The organism is Bradyrhizobium sp. P3_C3 (assembly GCF_056402655.1).
On the sequence record NZ_JBFUGY010000002.1, the window covers coordinates 309,941 to 326,937 of the forward strand.

14 protein-coding genes are annotated in these 16,997 nt (G+C 60.3%); 5 read left to right on the forward strand and 9 right to left on the reverse strand.

Annotated elements, in window-relative coordinates; translation table 11 throughout:
• Nucleotides 1-33 precede the first annotated feature (33 nt).
• The 5 genes from AC1DW2_RS03990 to AC1DW2_RS04010 all read right to left on the reverse strand — a co-directional run bounded on the left by AC1DW2_RS03990 (nucleotide 34) and on the right by AC1DW2_RS04010 (nucleotide 7,702).
• A complete protein-coding gene (locus AC1DW2_RS03990) occupies nucleotides 34-534 on the reverse strand; it encodes a hypothetical protein (RefSeq protein WP_441499249.1) in 501 nt (166 codons plus the stop codon).
• A gap of 494 nt (nucleotides 535-1,028) precedes the next feature.
• Complete coding sequence (locus AC1DW2_RS03995; RefSeq protein WP_441496875.1) at nucleotides 1,029-1,874, reverse strand: hypothetical protein; 846 nt, start codon at nucleotides 1,872-1,874, stop codon at nucleotides 1,029-1,031.
• Between the two features lie 276 nt (nucleotides 1,875-2,150).
• The gene (locus AC1DW2_RS04000) at nucleotides 2,151-3,041 is read right to left on the reverse strand and encodes a hypothetical protein (RefSeq protein WP_441496874.1); all 891 of its coding nucleotides are present in this window, start codon (nucleotides 3,039-3,041) and stop codon (nucleotides 2,151-2,153) included.
• 408 nt (nucleotides 3,042-3,449) lie between these two features.
• On the reverse strand, nucleotides 3,450-5,663 hold the full coding sequence (locus AC1DW2_RS04005; RefSeq protein ID WP_477005285.1) for an nSTAND1 domain-containing NTPase: 2,214 nt from the start codon (nucleotides 5,661-5,663) through the stop codon (nucleotides 3,450-3,452).
• Between the two features lie 407 nt (nucleotides 5,664-6,070).
• Entirely contained in the window at nucleotides 6,071-7,702 is a 1,632-nt protein-coding gene (locus AC1DW2_RS04010) for a glycoside hydrolase family 17 protein (RefSeq protein WP_477005286.1), read from the reverse strand.
• Nucleotides 7,703-8,132: 430 nt separating this feature from the next.
• On the opposite strand from AC1DW2_RS04010, the gene AC1DW2_RS04015 reads away from it, so the two are divergent.
• The gene (locus AC1DW2_RS04015) at nucleotides 8,133-9,506 is read left to right on the forward strand and encodes a 4Fe-4S dicluster domain-containing protein (protein WP_477005287.1); all 1,374 of its coding nucleotides are present in this window, start codon (nucleotides 8,133-8,135) and stop codon (nucleotides 9,504-9,506) included.
• A gap of 189 nt (nucleotides 9,507-9,695) precedes the next feature.
• Here the strand turns inward: AC1DW2_RS04015 and AC1DW2_RS04020 are convergent, their stop codons facing one another.
• Nucleotides 9,696-10,112: an SRPBCC family protein gene (locus tag AC1DW2_RS04020; RefSeq protein WP_166076030.1), complete on the reverse strand. Its 417-nt coding sequence runs from the start codon at nucleotides 10,110-10,112 to the stop codon at nucleotides 9,696-9,698.
• A gap of 299 nt (nucleotides 10,113-10,411) precedes the next feature.
• Here AC1DW2_RS04020 and AC1DW2_RS04025 point away from each other — a divergent pair, with 299 nt between their 5' ends.
• Both AC1DW2_RS04025 and AC1DW2_RS04030 read left to right on the forward strand, forming a co-directional pair.
• On the forward strand, nucleotides 10,412-10,621 hold the full coding sequence (locus AC1DW2_RS04025) for a hypothetical protein (protein WP_014498566.1): 210 nt from the start codon (nucleotides 10,412-10,414) through the stop codon (nucleotides 10,619-10,621).
• Nucleotides 10,622-10,705: 84 nt separating this feature from the next.
• Nucleotides 10,706-10,996, forward strand: a complete 291-nt coding sequence (locus tag AC1DW2_RS04030) for a hypothetical protein (RefSeq protein WP_477005288.1) — start codon at nucleotides 10,706-10,708, stop codon at nucleotides 10,994-10,996.
• Nucleotides 10,997-11,055: 59 nt separating this feature from the next.
• Here the strand turns inward: AC1DW2_RS04030 and AC1DW2_RS04035 are convergent, their stop codons facing one another.
• The 3 genes from AC1DW2_RS04035 to AC1DW2_RS04045 are packed head-to-tail and all read right to left on the reverse strand — an operon-like array spanning nucleotide 11,056 to nucleotide 14,035.
• Complete coding sequence (locus AC1DW2_RS04035; protein WP_441496870.1) at nucleotides 11,056-12,072, reverse strand: methyltransferase; 1,017 nt, start codon at nucleotides 12,070-12,072, stop codon at nucleotides 11,056-11,058.
• Nucleotides 12,073-12,096: 24 nt separating this feature from the next.
• Complete coding sequence (locus AC1DW2_RS04040) at nucleotides 12,097-13,071, reverse strand: Bug family tripartite tricarboxylate transporter substrate binding protein (RefSeq protein WP_441496869.1); 975 nt, start codon at nucleotides 13,069-13,071, stop codon at nucleotides 12,097-12,099.
• Between the two features lie 46 nt (nucleotides 13,072-13,117).
• Nucleotides 13,118-14,035, reverse strand: a complete 918-nt coding sequence (locus tag AC1DW2_RS04045; protein WP_477005289.1) for a DUF1127 domain-containing protein — start codon at nucleotides 14,033-14,035, stop codon at nucleotides 13,118-13,120.
• 153 nt (nucleotides 14,036-14,188) lie between these two features.
• On the opposite strand from AC1DW2_RS04045, the gene AC1DW2_RS04050 reads away from it, so the two are divergent.
• Together AC1DW2_RS04050 and AC1DW2_RS04055 are read left to right on the forward strand one after the other, a co-directional pair.
• The gene (locus AC1DW2_RS04050; RefSeq protein ID WP_441496867.1) at nucleotides 14,189-15,775 is read left to right on the forward strand and encodes a winged helix-turn-helix domain-containing tetratricopeptide repeat protein; all 1,587 of its coding nucleotides are present in this window, start codon (nucleotides 14,189-14,191) and stop codon (nucleotides 15,773-15,775) included.
• A 111-nt stretch (nucleotides 15,776-15,886) separates the two neighbouring features.
• Complete coding sequence (locus AC1DW2_RS04055) at nucleotides 15,887-16,996, forward strand: winged helix-turn-helix domain-containing protein (RefSeq protein WP_441496866.1); 1,110 nt, start codon at nucleotides 15,887-15,889, stop codon at nucleotides 16,994-16,996.
• Nucleotide 16,997 lies beyond the last annotated feature (1 nt).

Below are 16,997 nucleotides of genomic sequence, written 5' to 3' on the forward strand. Positions count from 1 at the left end.
ACGTCAACCCTATTGGCCAATCGTAGTTCGAGATTATTGAGCCTGCTTCAAGTAGGCTTCAACCTCGCGCAGGTCATTCTGCGCAGGAACTGACAGAAGAGCCTGAGACGGACTGCACCACGGATAGGGAAGCGAAGATAGCCAGCGCATCACGCCATCGAGTTCGGCGCCCGATAAGACTTTCATGACTTCAATGGTGATCACCAGCCTCACCACTTTTCCGTGCTCATTGAAATGCCAGTCGTAACGTCCGCATCCAACTCGCAGCGGCTGCCCGCCGGCCTTAGCGGACATCCCCACCAACCAATGGCACTGAAAGCGCGTTCGGTCAGCCTCGGGAGGCTGGGATAGGCAGAAGGTGTAGATGTTCTCGTATTCGACACCAAAACGACGCACCAAAATTTCTTCCACGGCGTTCAAGCCAGAAGCCGTGTTGGGGAACGAAATGGCGTCGGTCTTGACCACCATTTCGAGTGCGATGTCTTCAGAGAACGCCTGCCTCATCAAGAACGGTCGGTTGCCGTCCTTGGCCAAGATGTAGCTTCTTACTGCTTCGGCAGGTGTGGGCATGGTGCCTCAGGCTAGCACACTCAGGCTACGAACGGGAATGTCCGCTTCTGGCCCATCTGCGAAGTGGCGACACCTTTCATTGAGGTCCGCTTGGTGGAGTAGAGCGGACTGACTTTGCTCACTCTGCGTTCTTCGCATTTTGACCCAAGCAGACATACCAAGCCCTGTTCATCGAGCGCGCGCTTGTTTCAGAAGGCCTAGCGCCAGGATGAGAAAGACCGGGACGATAACTACAAAGGAAAGAAACGCCGTCACACGTGTCAGCTGCACTAACAAGCCCCAAGGCCAGCCCAATTGCCAGTGCCACAGAGTCCGCTTATGGGATGTCTCAATTGGGTGTTGACGTGGTGAATTGCGGGTGCGAGGTGCGTGTCGGTGGACTCAACGCCGCCGAAGCAGATGACTCCGCAATCGTTGAAGCGGTGGGGATTGGTGCAGTCATCCGCCCAGGGACCTGGTTACGTGCCAGTTGTCACGATGCAGTTGATCACAGACGGGTAATCACTTTGCTCCTGTAAGCGAATAAATTCTTTGATTGCGCGATAACACGTCGGCATCGACGCACTTCCACCCATGCTTTGGTTCGCCCAACGATCCAACATGACATGCGTCTTGACAATTTCTGCGTTCGCCGCGCGCAGTATGCCGACGGAAGGCGAAGCCGTTTCAAACAGATACTTGTGGAAGCTGATCACGAAAGTATCGCTTCTCGGTAGTCCGTTGCCATACGGAAGAAGGTCCACATCCCGCACAGTCTTTATATTTTTATAGAGCCACTGCGAATCGATCAACGCTTTCCCAATCCCTCTTCCCTCAACGCCAAGCGGAGCAACCCACTCGGGGCCCGGGGCTATGGTGGACCAAAAGATCACGCGATCATCACGGCGGTTCTCCATCGCCTTGAGCATGCACAGGAACCGTTCCTTTTGTGGATCGTTCGAATGCTCCACCTCGTACTGGAGCTTCTTGAGTTTGTCGGGCCAGGGTATGGGTGCAGGTGGGGGCGGAGGCGGCACAGCGGGAAGATAGATTTTGCGCAGCTTCGGGTCAGCCCCGATAAACGCGTAATTGCGCCCCCCGTCACGGCTGTGGCGGCAACCCACGAGCTCTCGCAAATACCAATTCACCTCCTCAGGAACGTGCGTTTGGAAATTGAATTCGATTAACGCCCACGCATCTATGTGCTCGCGCGCCGCAATTTTCCACCAGTCGTCCGTATCTAAGACCGGATATTCGCGCCCGCCTTTGGGCGGCCACAAGCCGCGTTTCTGCACTGGATTAAGAGGAACTTTGATATTGACCATTCAACGCCTCCCGCACGGTCCGAACCGTAGCGCGATACGCACCGGCCACGGTGGCGAAAGAAATGAAGTTTCGCCGTAACATCGGAATGGCAACACGTCGGCGACGCGCCGGATATGAACTATCTCACATTTGTTCTGGCGCCAGCCGCTCGCGGACAATGTCGCCCCTTGGCCCTTCGCGCCGCGAGAGAACTTCCGAAGCTGGCGCTAGACCGGAAGTCGTCGGCTAAGGTCCAGGCTGGTGCTTCTGACCCAAAGCGGAAAATCAATGCGCTATCACCTTACCTCGTCAGCGCGGGGCGGGAACAATACGGGACTTTTCTCTGGCATGTCTCCTCTTCGATTTGTGGCGCAATCGAACAGCCACCGCGGTGGCAAATCCGTGAGTAGCGCCACCAAGTGACATGCAGCCTGTTCCTTTGAGACGCCCGGCGGGTAGTAGATTGAGGAGTCGCGATCGATTCCGGCATAGAACTGAGCCCGTTTGGCGATGATTTCGCGCGTCTTCTCGTCCGCGAGCTTGAAGCACAAATCTATCAGCCCCCCGTCCGCCGTGCCTCGCGACAAATCGGTTGAGAACGCCTTTTGAACGGCCTCGATGGCCAAGGATCTCTTTTCCTCATCGACCTCTTTCTTCTTACGCTTGATCCACGTCCTCGCCCACCAGGTCGCAATGACTGCGAGCCCAAAAGCAGCCAGCGTAGCCAATACCGAGGCCTCCGGAGCCAGCCAAGCCGACAACGACGCCAAGACCAGGAAAAGCCAAACAGCGATGGACGCAAGGTAAATCGTGCCGATACCTACTCGGTGGTCGACTTTCCATGGGATGCCGAAAAGACGAAACTTGAGCGACGCGCGCGGGCGGTTGGCAAATGCTCCATCCGCGAGACCAAGGCTTCGTTCAATGTATGCGGCACGTCTCACGAGTTCATCATACAACTCGTCATTTCTCGTATTGTAGGTCACGAGCCCGATCGTTGCGATCAGGCCAAACAACGAGAACACAAAGCTCCGGCCATCAATGTGGTCGACTTTGAGCGCAATGGCTACGGCGGTCGCGATCGGCAGTAGACCCAGCAACTTGAACCGGATGTCGGTCAGCGTCCGAAAGTTGCTGCAGACCTCGCCGTATTCCGTGGAAAGTGCGTTTCGACGATCCTTGTCCATGGCCTACTCCGCGAAAACGTCCAGTTCTTGCCGAACCGAAGTTAGTTGGCGCGCACAGTGCCGTTTAGCACGCGCGCGGGTCTCCCCAATGTGGGCTAGTTCACGCTTGCGCTCCGGCATACTGAAATCCACCCCCCAACGACGTTGGTGAAGTTGGGTTTTCGTCTCTGATCAATGTCTGCTGCTGGCCGATCAGCAAAGTGGCGACACCTTTCATTGAGGTCCGCTTGGTGGGGTAGAGCGGACTGACTTTTCTCGCTCTGAGTCCTTCGCATTTTGACCCATTCCGGACCTCCTGCCGACGCTTGAGCCCGATCGATCTCTTAACCCAGTCAGGATGGCCTCGTTTGATTGATTCGCGGATTCTCCCGGTTTCGGGGTGGACCGCCGCTCATTGGCAGAGGGCTACTAACGCAAAGCCTGCCCTCCCTGGATCGCCTCGACGATCGAACCATCCAGCGCCCCAACTTCCTCCGGCTTTAGTTGGGATGAGATGGCCGAAAGGGCCGATCCCAGGGCATGGCGTCGCTTGGGATCGCCCTCGCCCTTGATCGCCTGGCGGACTGGCTCAGCGAGTGCCCTCGCGTTGTCTGGCCTCAGGAGAACTGAAATCGCCGCAAATGCCTGCGTCAGGGTGCTTATGTGAGCCGTGTCCGCCGTGTTCTGGATCTTCTGGATGACGGAGCTAGCGAGTGTCTGCGCCTCCTCCGGCTTTAGTTCCGATGCGACGGCAACAAGTGCGCCTTTCAGGGCAATCATCTGATCCGCATTCGTGGTGCTATTCATCGTGTCAATTATCCGGCCCGCGATCGCCTGCATCTCGCCGTGCTTGAACAATTGCAGCGCTCTTACATTCTGCATAAACATTTCCGTCCGAGCTTGAATTAGATCGCGGTCTGTTGTGCTGTGGATTTCTTTAAAGAAGGTGGCGGTGGCTTCCCGCGCTCTACTTTCCATATTCCAAAAAATCAAAAAGCTCAGAAGACCTAGAACTAGAACAAATGACCCGCCTACGCTGAACAGCCGAGCTGGGAGGCGAGCGAGACTCAAGGCGGCATAACCTCGGCTGTTGCCGTAGCGGAACCGGCCTTTCATCCGCGCCCATGCTAGGCGGCATTGCATCCCCACAGGCAGGAGGGCCTTCCACTTTTTCCAAAGCGTGCCGGATTCCTGAAACGCCTTGGCCCTGTCCTCAAGAAGATAGTGCCAGCGGTTCGCCCGCCGCTCGGCAGCCGACACACCGCGAACCAGATAATCATGGTCCAGCCGGTAGACAGTGTGACCACTCCCCGGATCGCTAGGGCTGCGAAGCACTTCCCCCCGCTCCAGTTCGTCCAGGGCGTTGTCGAGCTCGGCGCGAGCGACGGGCTGCCCGCTCGATTTCGCAAGGACAGCAAGAAGATCCTCGCTGCCGCGAGACCGCGTTTTGGTCATGTTTAAGGGATCAATCAGGTCCACAAGCACTGCCCGGACCTGACTGGGGGCCATCCTGACTTTCCGCGCGGCTCCATTGACTTGCTGCTCGACATAGAACGCCTCGATTCCCGCCACTCCACCAACCCGCTCATATTGCTTAACGTTGAGTGGTTTTAGGCCTTGGATGCCGCCGAGCATGATCTTGAGCTGCTGGGGCAGTATGACGTCTTGCTCGGAAATGTCGCGTATGATGCGGTCGCGCAGCTTGGTCCAGCCTGCGTCCGGATCGGCAATCACCGGCGCCGCAGGAGTGCCTTCGGTGAGGCGAGTGAGCAGTTCGGCAATATAGGGAGAGCGCACGCGATCTAGGCGCAAAGCCTGGACAGATCCGAAAAACTCAACAGAGCTGAGACCAGCGGCAGTATCGCTCCGCGTGACAAACAGGCAACGCAGCTTGTCCTGTTCTAAGAGTCCTGCGACCATGCCCCAGAAGGGATTGCTCTGTCGCAATGTAGCAGGATCGAGCCATACGTTATTGGGCAGAAAGCGTTCCCTGTTACGCGCTTGATAGTCGTCGAACTGATCGAAGATAATTAGTGGGGTGCGCATTTCCTTGTCATTGAGCCGGACAAGCTCCTGTTCCACGTCCACAAGCGCGGGCAAGCGTCGTCCGCACGATCCTGACGAGCCGTGAGTTGGGTTGGCCTTGGCATCGGAGCCGACGGTACCACTTGCAATCAAGGCGCTCTTCAGGGCCTTAAACGGGCTCCACTCCCAATCATCGACCCACCAATCGTCCAGCAGAAGCGGCTGGACAGATCTGTGATCCTTGAGTTTTGGCAGGAGCCCAGCCCGCACGAGTGCTGATTTGCCAGAGCCCGACTCGCCTTCCAGAAAGGTGATCTGCTTGGCGAGGCATCGCCGGAGAAGATTATTGATGTCATCTGCACGGCCGACGAGATGTTCGGAGCTGTCGCGATCAAGCATAAGCGCATCGGGCTTTAAAAGGCGAGAATGGCGTGTGCGCCATTTAGCTAGCATCCAGATGCCAAGAAGAAAAATTGCGACGTAAAGGGCGACAGCCGCCCAAAGCGGCAGCCCGATCGTCTTTTTGATGATCTCAGCTGCCGCACCGATGAGGCCACCCGCTGCGGTGAGAATCCCGGAGATGAGCAGAAGCTGCTTTTGGGTGTTCTCTGAGATCATGCTTTTCAACTCTCGAAGATTTTCTGCTTGAGTTTGAAAAACGCAAAGCCGTCGCTGAGAGCTAGACCGACATCCCATGGAAGGCGTCATTCCGAACCTGATCTTGCCCGGACGCCATTGTCGCGCTGCTGGCGAGCGCGTTAAACTATCGCCGTCTTATTGAAGATCGAGTCGTCATCTGCTCCTCAACGGGACGACTCAATGTCATGTTAACGTCGCTCTGCTGGAAGGTGTGTGAAGAGGGTCACACTTGATGATGGCAGGTCAACAGTATTCCGGTTGTGGCCCGTGTGAGACGTGCCGGTGCAGTCTGACGATTTCCGTTCACAGAGGTAGACCGGAAGAGATCGGCACGCGGCCATAGTGACGCGATTGACCCACAACGGAAGTCGGCTGGCCAGGTTTACTCAAGCGCGCGCCCGCCACAGCGTAACCGCAAGCAGCATATAGGCAGCACAAGTCCACAGCGACTGCCAATTGTCCGGTCCTTCGCTAAGCGTCGCATAGATGGCTGCCACCAGGAATACGACGGCAAACATCGCTTCCGCCATGGGGCGGATTCCCTTCTTCGGGCGATTGAGCAGCGTCATCGCCGCAAAAGGGACCGCCGCCATAGTGAGGGCCGCAAAAGGAAAATCCTTTTCGCGCGGATCAAACATGAGGCCCAGCGCGGTCTCCGTGCCGATCACGATGATTACGATCAAGATCAATCCGTGCATGATCGCCAGTCCCGATGGGGTCCGGTAGTGCTCCGGACCCAGCAATTCCAGAAATGTGGGCGGTGCGCGCCCGGACATCAGGGCGTTGGCGCCGAACAGCGGCGAGGCAGTTGCCGCCGCCAGAAGTGCGCCCCACAGCAGCCAGCTGCCCGCGCCGTAGCTTTCATAGAACATCTTTTGAGCGGCTACCCCAAACAGGACTCCGGCGGTGGTTGCCGATATTCCGACCGCAAACCATGAGACGAGCCGGGGCTGCGAGGGCTTCCGGCGCGAGGTCAGCCATGCAGCGCCGAACACCAGGATCGCCAGCGTCATTCCGCTGCTCATTTGCAGTTTCCAGAGCGGATAATTGCTGACGGGGATGCCGGGCGGATATTTCAGCGTGCGCTGCGTGGAATCGAATAAGCCCCACGATCCGCCGACGGTGCCCTCGAACTCATGCTTCCACAATTCATCATACGCCTCGAACAGGTTGACGCGGAAATTCTCGCGCCGGGCAAGATCGAGGACCTCCGAGATCACCCGCGCCTGATTGGTGCGCGATGGTAGCGCCGACTCGCGCATCCGCCCTTCGCTCGGCCAACCTGTTTCTCCAATCAGGATTTCCTTACCCGGAAACGCCGACGCCACCTGCTTTCGGACGGCGTCGACGTGAGCAGCGGCGGATTTCGCCGCGACCGGGACATTTTCCCAATATGGCAGGATATGAAGGGTGACGAAATCGACGGCGTCACCGAGTTCCCTATAGCGCAGCCAGTACTCCCAGACGTCGGAATAGGTGACGGGGACCGGCACCTGTGCCTTGACCGAGCGGATCAAGGCAGCAAGATCGGAAGGTGTCATCTTCCGATGCAACAGAACCTCATTGCCGACCACGAGTGCGGTGATGGTTTCCGGATATTGCCGGGCGAGCCGTATGCCCGTGGATATCTGCGTCGCGCTCTTCTGCCGGTCCCTATCGAGCCAAATTCCCTGAATGACTTTCAGCCCCACCCTGGACGCAAGTTCGGGGATCTGATCGAGACCAAGATCAGTCGCATAGGTACGAATACATTCGGTTATTTTGGCAAGCTGGGCGAGATCTTCCGCGATCTGGTCCCGCGGCACCGGTGTCGGCGACTCCGACGTTTGGTTGTTGCGGAAGGGCGCGTAGGATATGCATTGCAGCTTGGCATTCGGATCGATCGGTGCGCGCACCAGGTTGATCGGTGTGGCCAGCCACCACCACACCGCGGCGATCGCACCCAGGGATATGATGAGAAGCGCCAGAGGCGTGCGGGGCGAAATAGTTGACCCTCCAACGTAGAGATCGTCGGTCAACCGGCATGTTGTCGTGACCCGACAACAACAGAGATCATCGTCCGCCGGTCCCTACTTGACCTGTGAAAGCTGGTGCCGGATCGTCCGTGCCGCAAGAGGCGAGTCAACGTCCAACAAAGGCCTTAAGGGCTACCGCGGGGCGGGTAGAAATAATCCTCCCCATTTCCCGAGATGGCCTTCGGGGACCGGCAGCAGAGCGGCCTTGCTCTGACGGTCGCCGTGCCGGCTAACGAACGCCTGTTGGCCCGAATGCGAAGTCCAGATCGGTCACGGGTGGTCCGGTAGTAAGGGCACGCCAGCAGCGGGCTCACCCAGCGCGTAGCAGACGCGATTGCGGCCTGCTCGTGTACAGCTCGCCAATTGTGGGTTAGGTTCTGGCGCTGTCGTATGCCGCACGTAGCTGATCCGCCAGCAGGCCTGGGAGTTGGTCATGCAGCCGATGAACGAGGTCCCATTCGAGACGTCCCTGGCCGAATATGCCGAAGACATGCTCGACGCCTGTACGCGATGCGGGAAATGCGTCGAGGCCTGTCCGAGTGTCGAGCCGGCCGGCATCTCGCGGACGACAAAGTCCGAAGACATCATCGGCGGCATTCTCGAGCTGGTGCGTACCGGCAAAGGCCCGGAAGTGTCGCGCAAATGGGCGCAGTCCTGCATGCGGAGCGGGGCATGCATCAAGGCGTGCAGCTATGGCGTCAATCCGCGTTTCCTGCTGAGCATGGCGCGGCTTGGCATCGCGAAGTCGGACAATGAGCTTGCCGAACGGCGCCGGCGGGGTGTCGAGAGGTACCGCGACGGCAGTCGTGGCGTGAACATGCTTTCGCGCCTGCAACTCGATGCGGACGTGCTCGAACGACTGGGTCAGAGATCGGCGTCGGTCGCCACGCCCGTTGAGACGCCGGATTTCGTGTTTTACACCGGCTGCAATGTGCTCAAGACGCCGCACATCGCCTTGCTTGCCCTCGATATCATGGACGCGCTCGGCGTCAGTTACCAGGTGATGGGCGGACCGAGCCATTGTTGCGGCATTCTCCAGCTCAAGTCCGGCGACGCAGAGATGGCCGGTCGTATGGGATCGAGTACGATGGAAAAGCTGTCGCACTCGAACTCGGGGCAGGTGATCTCCTGGTGCCCGTCGTGCTACGTCCAGTACACGGAGACCATCCTGCCAACGGTGGAGCGACAGCACGGGTCGCGCCCGTTCGAGATGAGCCCATTCATGCGCTTTCTCGGCGACCGGCTGGGGCAGCTCAAGCCGCACCTTCAGCGCAGGGTCGAAATGCGGGTCGCGCTGCACAGGCATCCCGGCGTGGCCGGCGTCGTGGAATCCGCAGCTGAGATCTTGACGGCGGTACCCGGTATCGAACTCGTCGATCTGAACCAGCCGGCGGTGGGTTTGCAGAGCGTGGATGTCGGCGCGCTTCCAAAGTACAAGCGCGAATTGCAACTCATGGAGCTTGAGGCGGCGCGCGATGCAAGTGTCGATGCACTGGTCGCGGTCTATCATTCCGATCATCGCGAACTGTGCGCGCACGAGCGCGACTGGCCATTCCGTATCATGAATATCCTTGAAGTGGTTGGCGAAAGCATGGGCCTGCATCGGCACGATCGCTACAAAGAGCTCAAGATCATGCAGGACGCCGACCAGATCGTCGCCGACTGTAGCGACCTGATCGCAAAGCACTCGCTTGATCCCCGCAATGCGCGTGACGTGGTGGTGAAGGTGTTGCTTGGCGACCAGCCGCTTCCCCTGAAGCGTGGCGCGCCCCCGGAGACGCGCGCGGGGGGAGTGGAGCCGTCGTAGCAGCTTGACGTCACCTGTTGGCCCACCGCGCGGGTGAGCCCGGTGCAAACCGGAGGTCGCCGGCTGAAGGGGGCAACCGACGCGGCGGCCCACCAAGCCGGCTATTCCTCGACTGATCAATTTCCGTCAGGTGCTCCGCGCGGAAAGCCGACGGCGCCCGTCAGGGACATCTCCTGCTCCCGCACGGCTTCACGACGTCTTCTGCTTCGCCTGCACGTGGCGTGCGAAGTTGTCGAGGATGGCCTGCCAGCCGCCCTGCTGCTGCTCAACCGAGTGTGTCGGTTCGCTATCGAAGACAACGCGGACGACGACGCCCTTCGTCCCGGGCACGAACTCGACTTCGGCCTTGCGATCGCCGAATGAATATTCGATCAGCTTGTGTTCGACGATCGTCGTGTAAGTCCCGGCGAAGTCAAAGCCCATGCTGCCGTCCTTGGCTTCCATGCGCGACGAGAAGACCCCGCCTTCCCGCAGGTCGACCGTAGCCTTGGTCGTATGCCAATCGTCGGACGCGGCGTTCCACTCCATGATGTCAGCAGGTGTCGTATAGGCACGCCAGACCTGATCGATCGGGGCTGCTACGGTGGTTTCAACGGTGATCCTCATGAACATAAGCTCCTGGTTCGATTTTCTAGGTGACGGCATCACTGACGTGTGCGGGGTCCATCCAAGGACGATCGAGACTGGTCCATGCCGACAAGGTCGAGCCGTCAAAGCGTTGAAAACACAAAAATGTCAAAACGTCTGTTGGCCACCCACCAGCGGCCGCGAACAAATTGGGGATGAGGGTCACATTTGTTCGATCCGGCTCGCGGCCATTGAACCCGACCCGGGCTCGACGACACTATCTCCCTGCGTCCTAAGCGGCCCCGCCCATCCGTGGGCGATACGGGGGAATGTCTGTCATGCGAAAGCGAAACTGGCGATTGATTGCCGTAGGCTCGGTGCTGCTGGTGCTCGCCGTCCTGTTCTTCCTCTCGATGCGGGACATGACGCCGTGGTCCAATGATCCTGCCGCCCTGATGCGCACGGTCGGAGAGGTCTCGGGCGCTGTCGGCGGCATCAGCCTCGTCATGATCGTCTTCGGTCTGATCGGCAGGAAAGCGCCGGCCTGACAAACGTCGTTCCGGAAGGCCGGACCACGGCGGTATCACGCCTCCGCGATGACAGGGAATAGCGGGTCTTCGATGCAAATCTAAATGTCTGAACCGCACATGCAGGGCGGGATGCATTTGGAGACACCTATGATTACCTCAAAGATGCTGATTGTGGTCACGATCGTATCGACGATGGGCGCAGCTTCGGCGCAACCTTTCCAACCGTCGCGGCCCGGAAAGGAAACGACCACCAGGCCGTGGACGGCCCCGGTCGGTCACCGCCAGCCCCACGCCTCCGACGTGCCCTCGGCGAGTTTGGGATCGCTGGATTTCCTCGACCAGGAGGATGCCAACGTGGATCGCAAGATCTCCGGCGTCTGCCGGGGCTGCTGATCGAACCAGCGCCAGGGCCTGATGGGATGAGACTCGACTGCCGCCCCAACGGACGGCAGTCAGTGTCCGACCTTTCGGAATTCGACCAGGCTGAACGAGCCGACACCGCTGGTGCCGACGAAGGCGAAGCCGGCCAGGACGCCAAGCCTGCGGTACTCGGCTTCCGTCCGCTCGCGGCCGCCAGGTCCCCTCAGCATATTGAGGTCGCTCATGGCGCAGGAGCGGTCCTGGGTCTCGGTCGTCGCAGGCTCCGGCATGATCCGCTCGATCACGATCAACGTTCCGCTGGCCGGCAGCGCGTCCCGGCAGTTGCGCAGAATGACCTCGCAACGATCGTCTCTCCAATTGTGCAGGATGCTCTTCATCAGGATCGTGTCGGCGCCGCCCAGGACCTTCTCGAAGAAACTTCCGGCGACGAACCGGCAGCGATTGGCGATGCCAAGCCGGTCAAAATGCGCCCGCGCTCCCGCCTCGCAGCGCGCGAGATCGAAGGCGATGCCCTCAAGATGCGGGTTGTGCTGGAGCACGCCGCCGATCAATTCGCCGGTGCCGCCGCCGAGATCCATGACGACGCGCGCGGTCGCGAAGTCGTGCGCCGCAACGATCCTTGGAACGATGCTCCGCGTCAGGCTGACCATCGCAGCGTTGAAGCGGCGGGTGAATTCCGGCGCATTGCTCGTCGCGGCATAACGATCGTCGCCATCGCCGCGCAGCTCACCCGCGCTCTTCCCGGAGCGAACGGATTCGACCAGTCCGATCCAGGATTGCGCGAGCATCTCGCCCTCGAAGAGAACCCAGTCCTTGAAGGAGGGATCGGCGGTCTCGTCGAGCTGCCGGCCGAGCTCGGTCATGGCAAACCGGTCCCGGCCTGCCTGCCTGCACAGGCCAAGTGTCGTCAGGCCAACGAGCAATCGGCGCAGCGCATTTTCGTCGGCGGACACCAGCCGGGCGAGCTCGGCCACCGATTTCGCCTCATCGCCGATGGCCTCGGCGAGATTGAGCTTCGCCGCCGCATAGATCACCGCGGTGATGCGATGCGACTGCACGAGATCATGCACGGATGCCGGCCCGCTCATGTGTTGCCTCCTGTCAATGCCGCTTCAATCGGTCGGGACGAACCCCGTTGCCTGCACGATCGCCTTCCACCGGTCGGATTCGGATGCGATCAGCCGACCGAAGTCTTCCATGGCGATCGCGTCGGGCTCGACGGCCAGCTTTGCCATACCGGCCTTGACCTCGTCGGTGCGCAAGGCCGCCTGGATCGCGATGTTGAGCTTATCGACGATCGGCGCCGGCGTCCTGGCCGGAACGAAGAACGCAAACCATGTGAGGTCCTCGAGCGACGGATATCCGGCCTCCCGCATCGTCGGTACCGCCGGAACAAACAGGCTGCGGCGCGGTCCGGTGGTCGCCAGCGCGCGAAGATCGCCGGATTGGACGAGTCCGAGCGAGCTGCCGATCGGCATGACGGTCGCGGCAATCACGCCCTTGACCAGATCCTGAATCGCGCCACCGCCCTGATAGGGCACGTGAAGAAAATCGAAGCCGGCGGTGCGGCCCAGCGTCGTGCCAAGAAAATGCAGCGAGGTTCCGGCGCCCGGCGAACCAAAGGTGGCGTGCTTCGGATTGGCGCGGCACCAGGCCACGAAGTCCGCCAGCGTCTTGACGTCGGCCGGCACGCTGGGACCGACCGTCAGCAATGTCGGGGTCGAGGCGACGGTCGACACAGGTATGAAATCCCGCGGATGGTATCTCAGTGTCTTGTAGACGTGCGGAAAGAACATCATGAAGCCGAGCGGCGCGAACAGCATGACCGATCCGTCGGCGTCGGCGCTCTTCACCGCCTCCACCGCGATGCGACCGGCCGCGCCCGGCCGGGTCTCGACCACGATGGTTTCGGCATAGCCGCTCATCTGGCCGGCCACGAGCCGCGCCAACCCATCCTGCAGCCCGGGCGTGAAGCCCGTCAGGATATGCGCGGTTCTCGCGATCGGCTGTGCGAGCGCCCGCGGTGAAATATGCGCAGCGGCGAACGCGGCGGCGGCCGCCGACAACACATCACGACGCGTGATCATCACCCGTTGCCCTGATCGAGCCCAGACCAAATGAGATCGCAGCATGCTACCTGGCCATCGCTGCGGTCTCTGGAGCCATGGATGAGCCGGGTCGCACGAACACAAAACGGGATATCGCAGATATCTGCGCGTCCTCACGGCCGTCCTGGCCGATCAGGATGAGGCCTGCTCCGCCATTCGCCACCGTCAGGACGACCGCTTCACCCGCCCACGTCCCGATAGGCTCCATCCCGATGGTGAGAAACTCACCGATCGGCTGGTCCAAATACTGGAGTCTCAGCTGCGCCGCGATTTCGGCGGGCGCCAGAGCAAGACCGAGCTGTTGTGCACGCGCATAGATTTCCCGCAGCGAAGCCTCGCCTTGAAAGCCGAGCTCGGCAACCGACACGGCAACAAGCTCAACCTCCGCCTTCTTGCGGCTTAGGGTAAAGGCCGGTCGAGCGAGTATCTCATCGGCCGCGTTCCCGACGCCGCAGCCCATTGCGCTCATCGCGCTGCGAAGAGCGAACGTGTCCGTGAATGTTCCTATCCGGATCGTCTTCCACGCCAGGACATCTGCAGCGGAGCTGATCGGAATCTCCGATCTGGGAGCCGGTGGGTCGACCTTGACCGCCAGCTGCCTCCGCAAACCATCCTGCGCAGTGCATTGAGCCTCGGCGCGATCTAAGGAAATCAAGCTGAACAGGTTGACGAGCGACAGGATCGCAAGCGCACTACCAATGCGCCAGGGTGCCGGACGATCGGGCCTTGCGCGGCCTTGCTGCAAGGCAATGTAGTCAATCTCGGCGCGCGTCGCGCCGAGATCAATCAGCTCCCGATCGCTGAGGGCACAGAGAGCGGTTTGTACCTTCAGTCGTCTTCGGCGCTTCTGCCATGCGCTCCAGACCCGCAGGAAAAGGCTGGTCACTTGCTGCACGGGTGTGGCAGTCCGTCGCACCTGTGCAACGCCGTTGATGGTACTCATCGGCGATATCCCTTGGCGATACCTTTACCGAGGGCAGGATGTCAGGACTTCGCCGGGCACGCTTGACGTGCAGCTTACATTTTCCTGACCGGCGCCTTACTTTACGCCCCAGCAGGTGCAGAGGCGGCTTCATCCAACGACGGGAGTGGCAACTTGCGCTATCTCTTCGATGAATACGTGCTCGACACGGATCGGCGCGAGCTGCATCGCGGGGCCGATGCTGTTTCCGTTGCGCCACAGGTCTTCGACATTCTCGACTACTTGATCGGCAACAGGGAGCGTGTCGTCAGCAAAGACGACCTCATGAACGCGATCTGGAAGGGGCGCATCGTATCGGAGGCCGCGCTTGCGACCCGCATCAATGGCGTCCGCACGGCAGTCGGCGATTGCGGGGAAGCGCAGCGCCTGATCAAGACGATCCCGCGCAAGGGCTTCCGTTTCGTCGGAGCCGTTCGGGAAGTGCGGGAGCCGGACCCTTCAGCCGTCCCTCACCGGTCAGAAGCGAGAACAGCGACCCTCCCGCTACCGGATAAGCCCTCGATTGCCGTACTCCCTTTCGTCAGCCTCAGCTCCGATCCCGAACAGGAGTATTTCGCAGACGGCATCGTGGAGGAAATCACGATGGCCCTCGCTCATTTTCGCTGGCTGTTCGTGATCGCACGCAATTCGAGCTTTGCGTATAAGGGCCGGGTCGTCGACGTAAAGCAGGTCGGCCGCGAGCTGGGTGTACGCTATGTACTCGAAGGCAGCGTGCGCAAGGCCGGAAATCGCATTCGAATCGCGGGACAGCTGATCGATGCCGAAACTGGAACGCATCTCTGGGCAGACCGCTTTGAGGGCCCGATCGAGGACATGTTCGATCTGCAGGACAATCTGACGTCCAGTGTCATAGGCGCAATCGCCCCGAGGCTGCAGCGTGAGGAGATCAAGCGGGCAAGGCGAAAGCCGCCCGAAAATCTGGATGCGTATGATCATTATCTGCGCGGGCTGGCGAAATCCCGTTGGTCCAACAACGCAAACACCGAGGCGCTGCAGCTCTTTTGCAAGGCGACCGAACTCGACCCTCGACTGGCTTGTGGCTATGCCATGGCCGCCTGGTGCTATACCCGGCGCAAGGCGAACGGCTGGATCAGCGATCCGGCGAAGGAAATTGCGGAAGCCACCCGGCTGGCCCGGAAGGCCGTAGAACTGGGGGCAAATGATCCGGTTGCACTGTCCGTGGGTGGATATGCGCTCGCCTTCATAGCCCATGAGTTCGACGACGCGGCTGCTTTCGTGGATCGAGCTTTGGCTGACAACCCGAACTTCGCGCAAGCCTGGGCCACCAGTGCGTGGCTGAGAGTTTGGAGGGGAGAGCCGGATCTCGCCCTCGAGCACTCCGCACATGCCGTGAGATTGAGCCCACTCGATCTGCCCATGTACTACGACGCGCAGGGAGCCATGGCATATGCGCATTTTCTGGCGGGCCGCTATGACGCGGCAGTATCATGCGCCGAGACCGCATTGCGTGGTCAGACGAGTTTCCTGCTCGTGACCTGCATTGCCGCAGCCAGCAACGCATTCGCCGGGCGGCATGAACGAGCGCAACGATCCCTCCTGCAAGCCCTTGAATGCAATCCAGATCTTCGTGCCAATCTCGAGAATCTGGCACCGTTTCGCCGGGCAGATGACTTCGCGATCTTCGAGAAGGGTCTCTGCGCAGCGGGCCTTCCGGAAAAGCACGACGTTGGCACCCCCTGACGGGGTGGACCAATGTTCGCGGCTTACATTTTCGCTAGCGAAGGCCTATTCTCCACGGATTATTGCTCCCGCGCCCTCGGAGAATAGAGGGCAGGCTTGGAGAATGGTGCCATGCGCTATTTCTTCGAGGACTGTGCGTTGGACACCGAGCGGCGCGAATTGCGGCGCGGGCTCGATGTGGTGCCCACCACACCCCAGGTTCTCGATCTGCTCGAACATCTGATCCGCAGCAGGGATCGCGTCGTCAGCAAGGACGATCTCGTCAACGCGATTTGGAATGGCCGGATCGTATCCGATGCGGCGCTGACGACCCGGCTGAACGCCGTCCGACGCGCGATCGGTGACTCCGGCCAGCAACAACGTCTTATCAAGACATTTCCACGCAAGGGCTTTCGTTTCGTGGGCGCCGTGCACGATGAGGATCGGCAACCAGGAACCACGGCAGCAGTTACGATCCCGGTGGCCTCTGCAAACGCTGTTGGCGAACGGCGATCCGCCGGCTGGCTGGAGGACCTCAGGGGCCGTTTGAAGCTCGTCGGCAGCGTGCTGGCGTCGGTCGCCGCCATCGGCGCAATTGCCGGCGGCGTTGCCGGATACTGGAATGCCTGGAAGACGGTCCGTACCGACGCACAACGGGAAGCTCAAAATATCCAGCCACAGCCGACAGTCAGGCCCGAGATCGCGCCTCGCCTCTCTCTCGTCGTGTTGCCCTTCGCCAGCCTCAACGACGGTCCGGCGCAGGACTCCTTTGCCGACTCGATCTCGACAGGCTTGACCACCGATCTCGCGCGAACGCCCGCCACTCTCGTTGTTGGACGCGACACCGCCTTGACCTACAAGAAGAAGGTGATCGATTTGCAGCAGCTCGGGACGGATCTCCGCGTCCGCTGGGCCGTGCGGGGCGCGGTGAGACGCAACGGAGACCAGGTGCGGGTCAACGTATCTCTGACCGACCTTCAGACCGCCCGCGACATCTGGTCGGATCGGTTCGACGGCGACCTCGCAAACCTGGCCGTCTTGCAAGATACCATCGCAGCGCGGCTGCTCTGCGTCGCACACTTGCACCTCCGTCAATATGAAGAAGCCCTTCAACAGTGCAGCCGCTCCCTCAATATGACCGGCACGGATTTTGAGGCCGACATGAGCCTGATCTCGGCTTACGGGTGGCCGGGGCAACGGGCACGCGGGGGCAGCGAAACTGCGGCACAAGACACATCCTAAG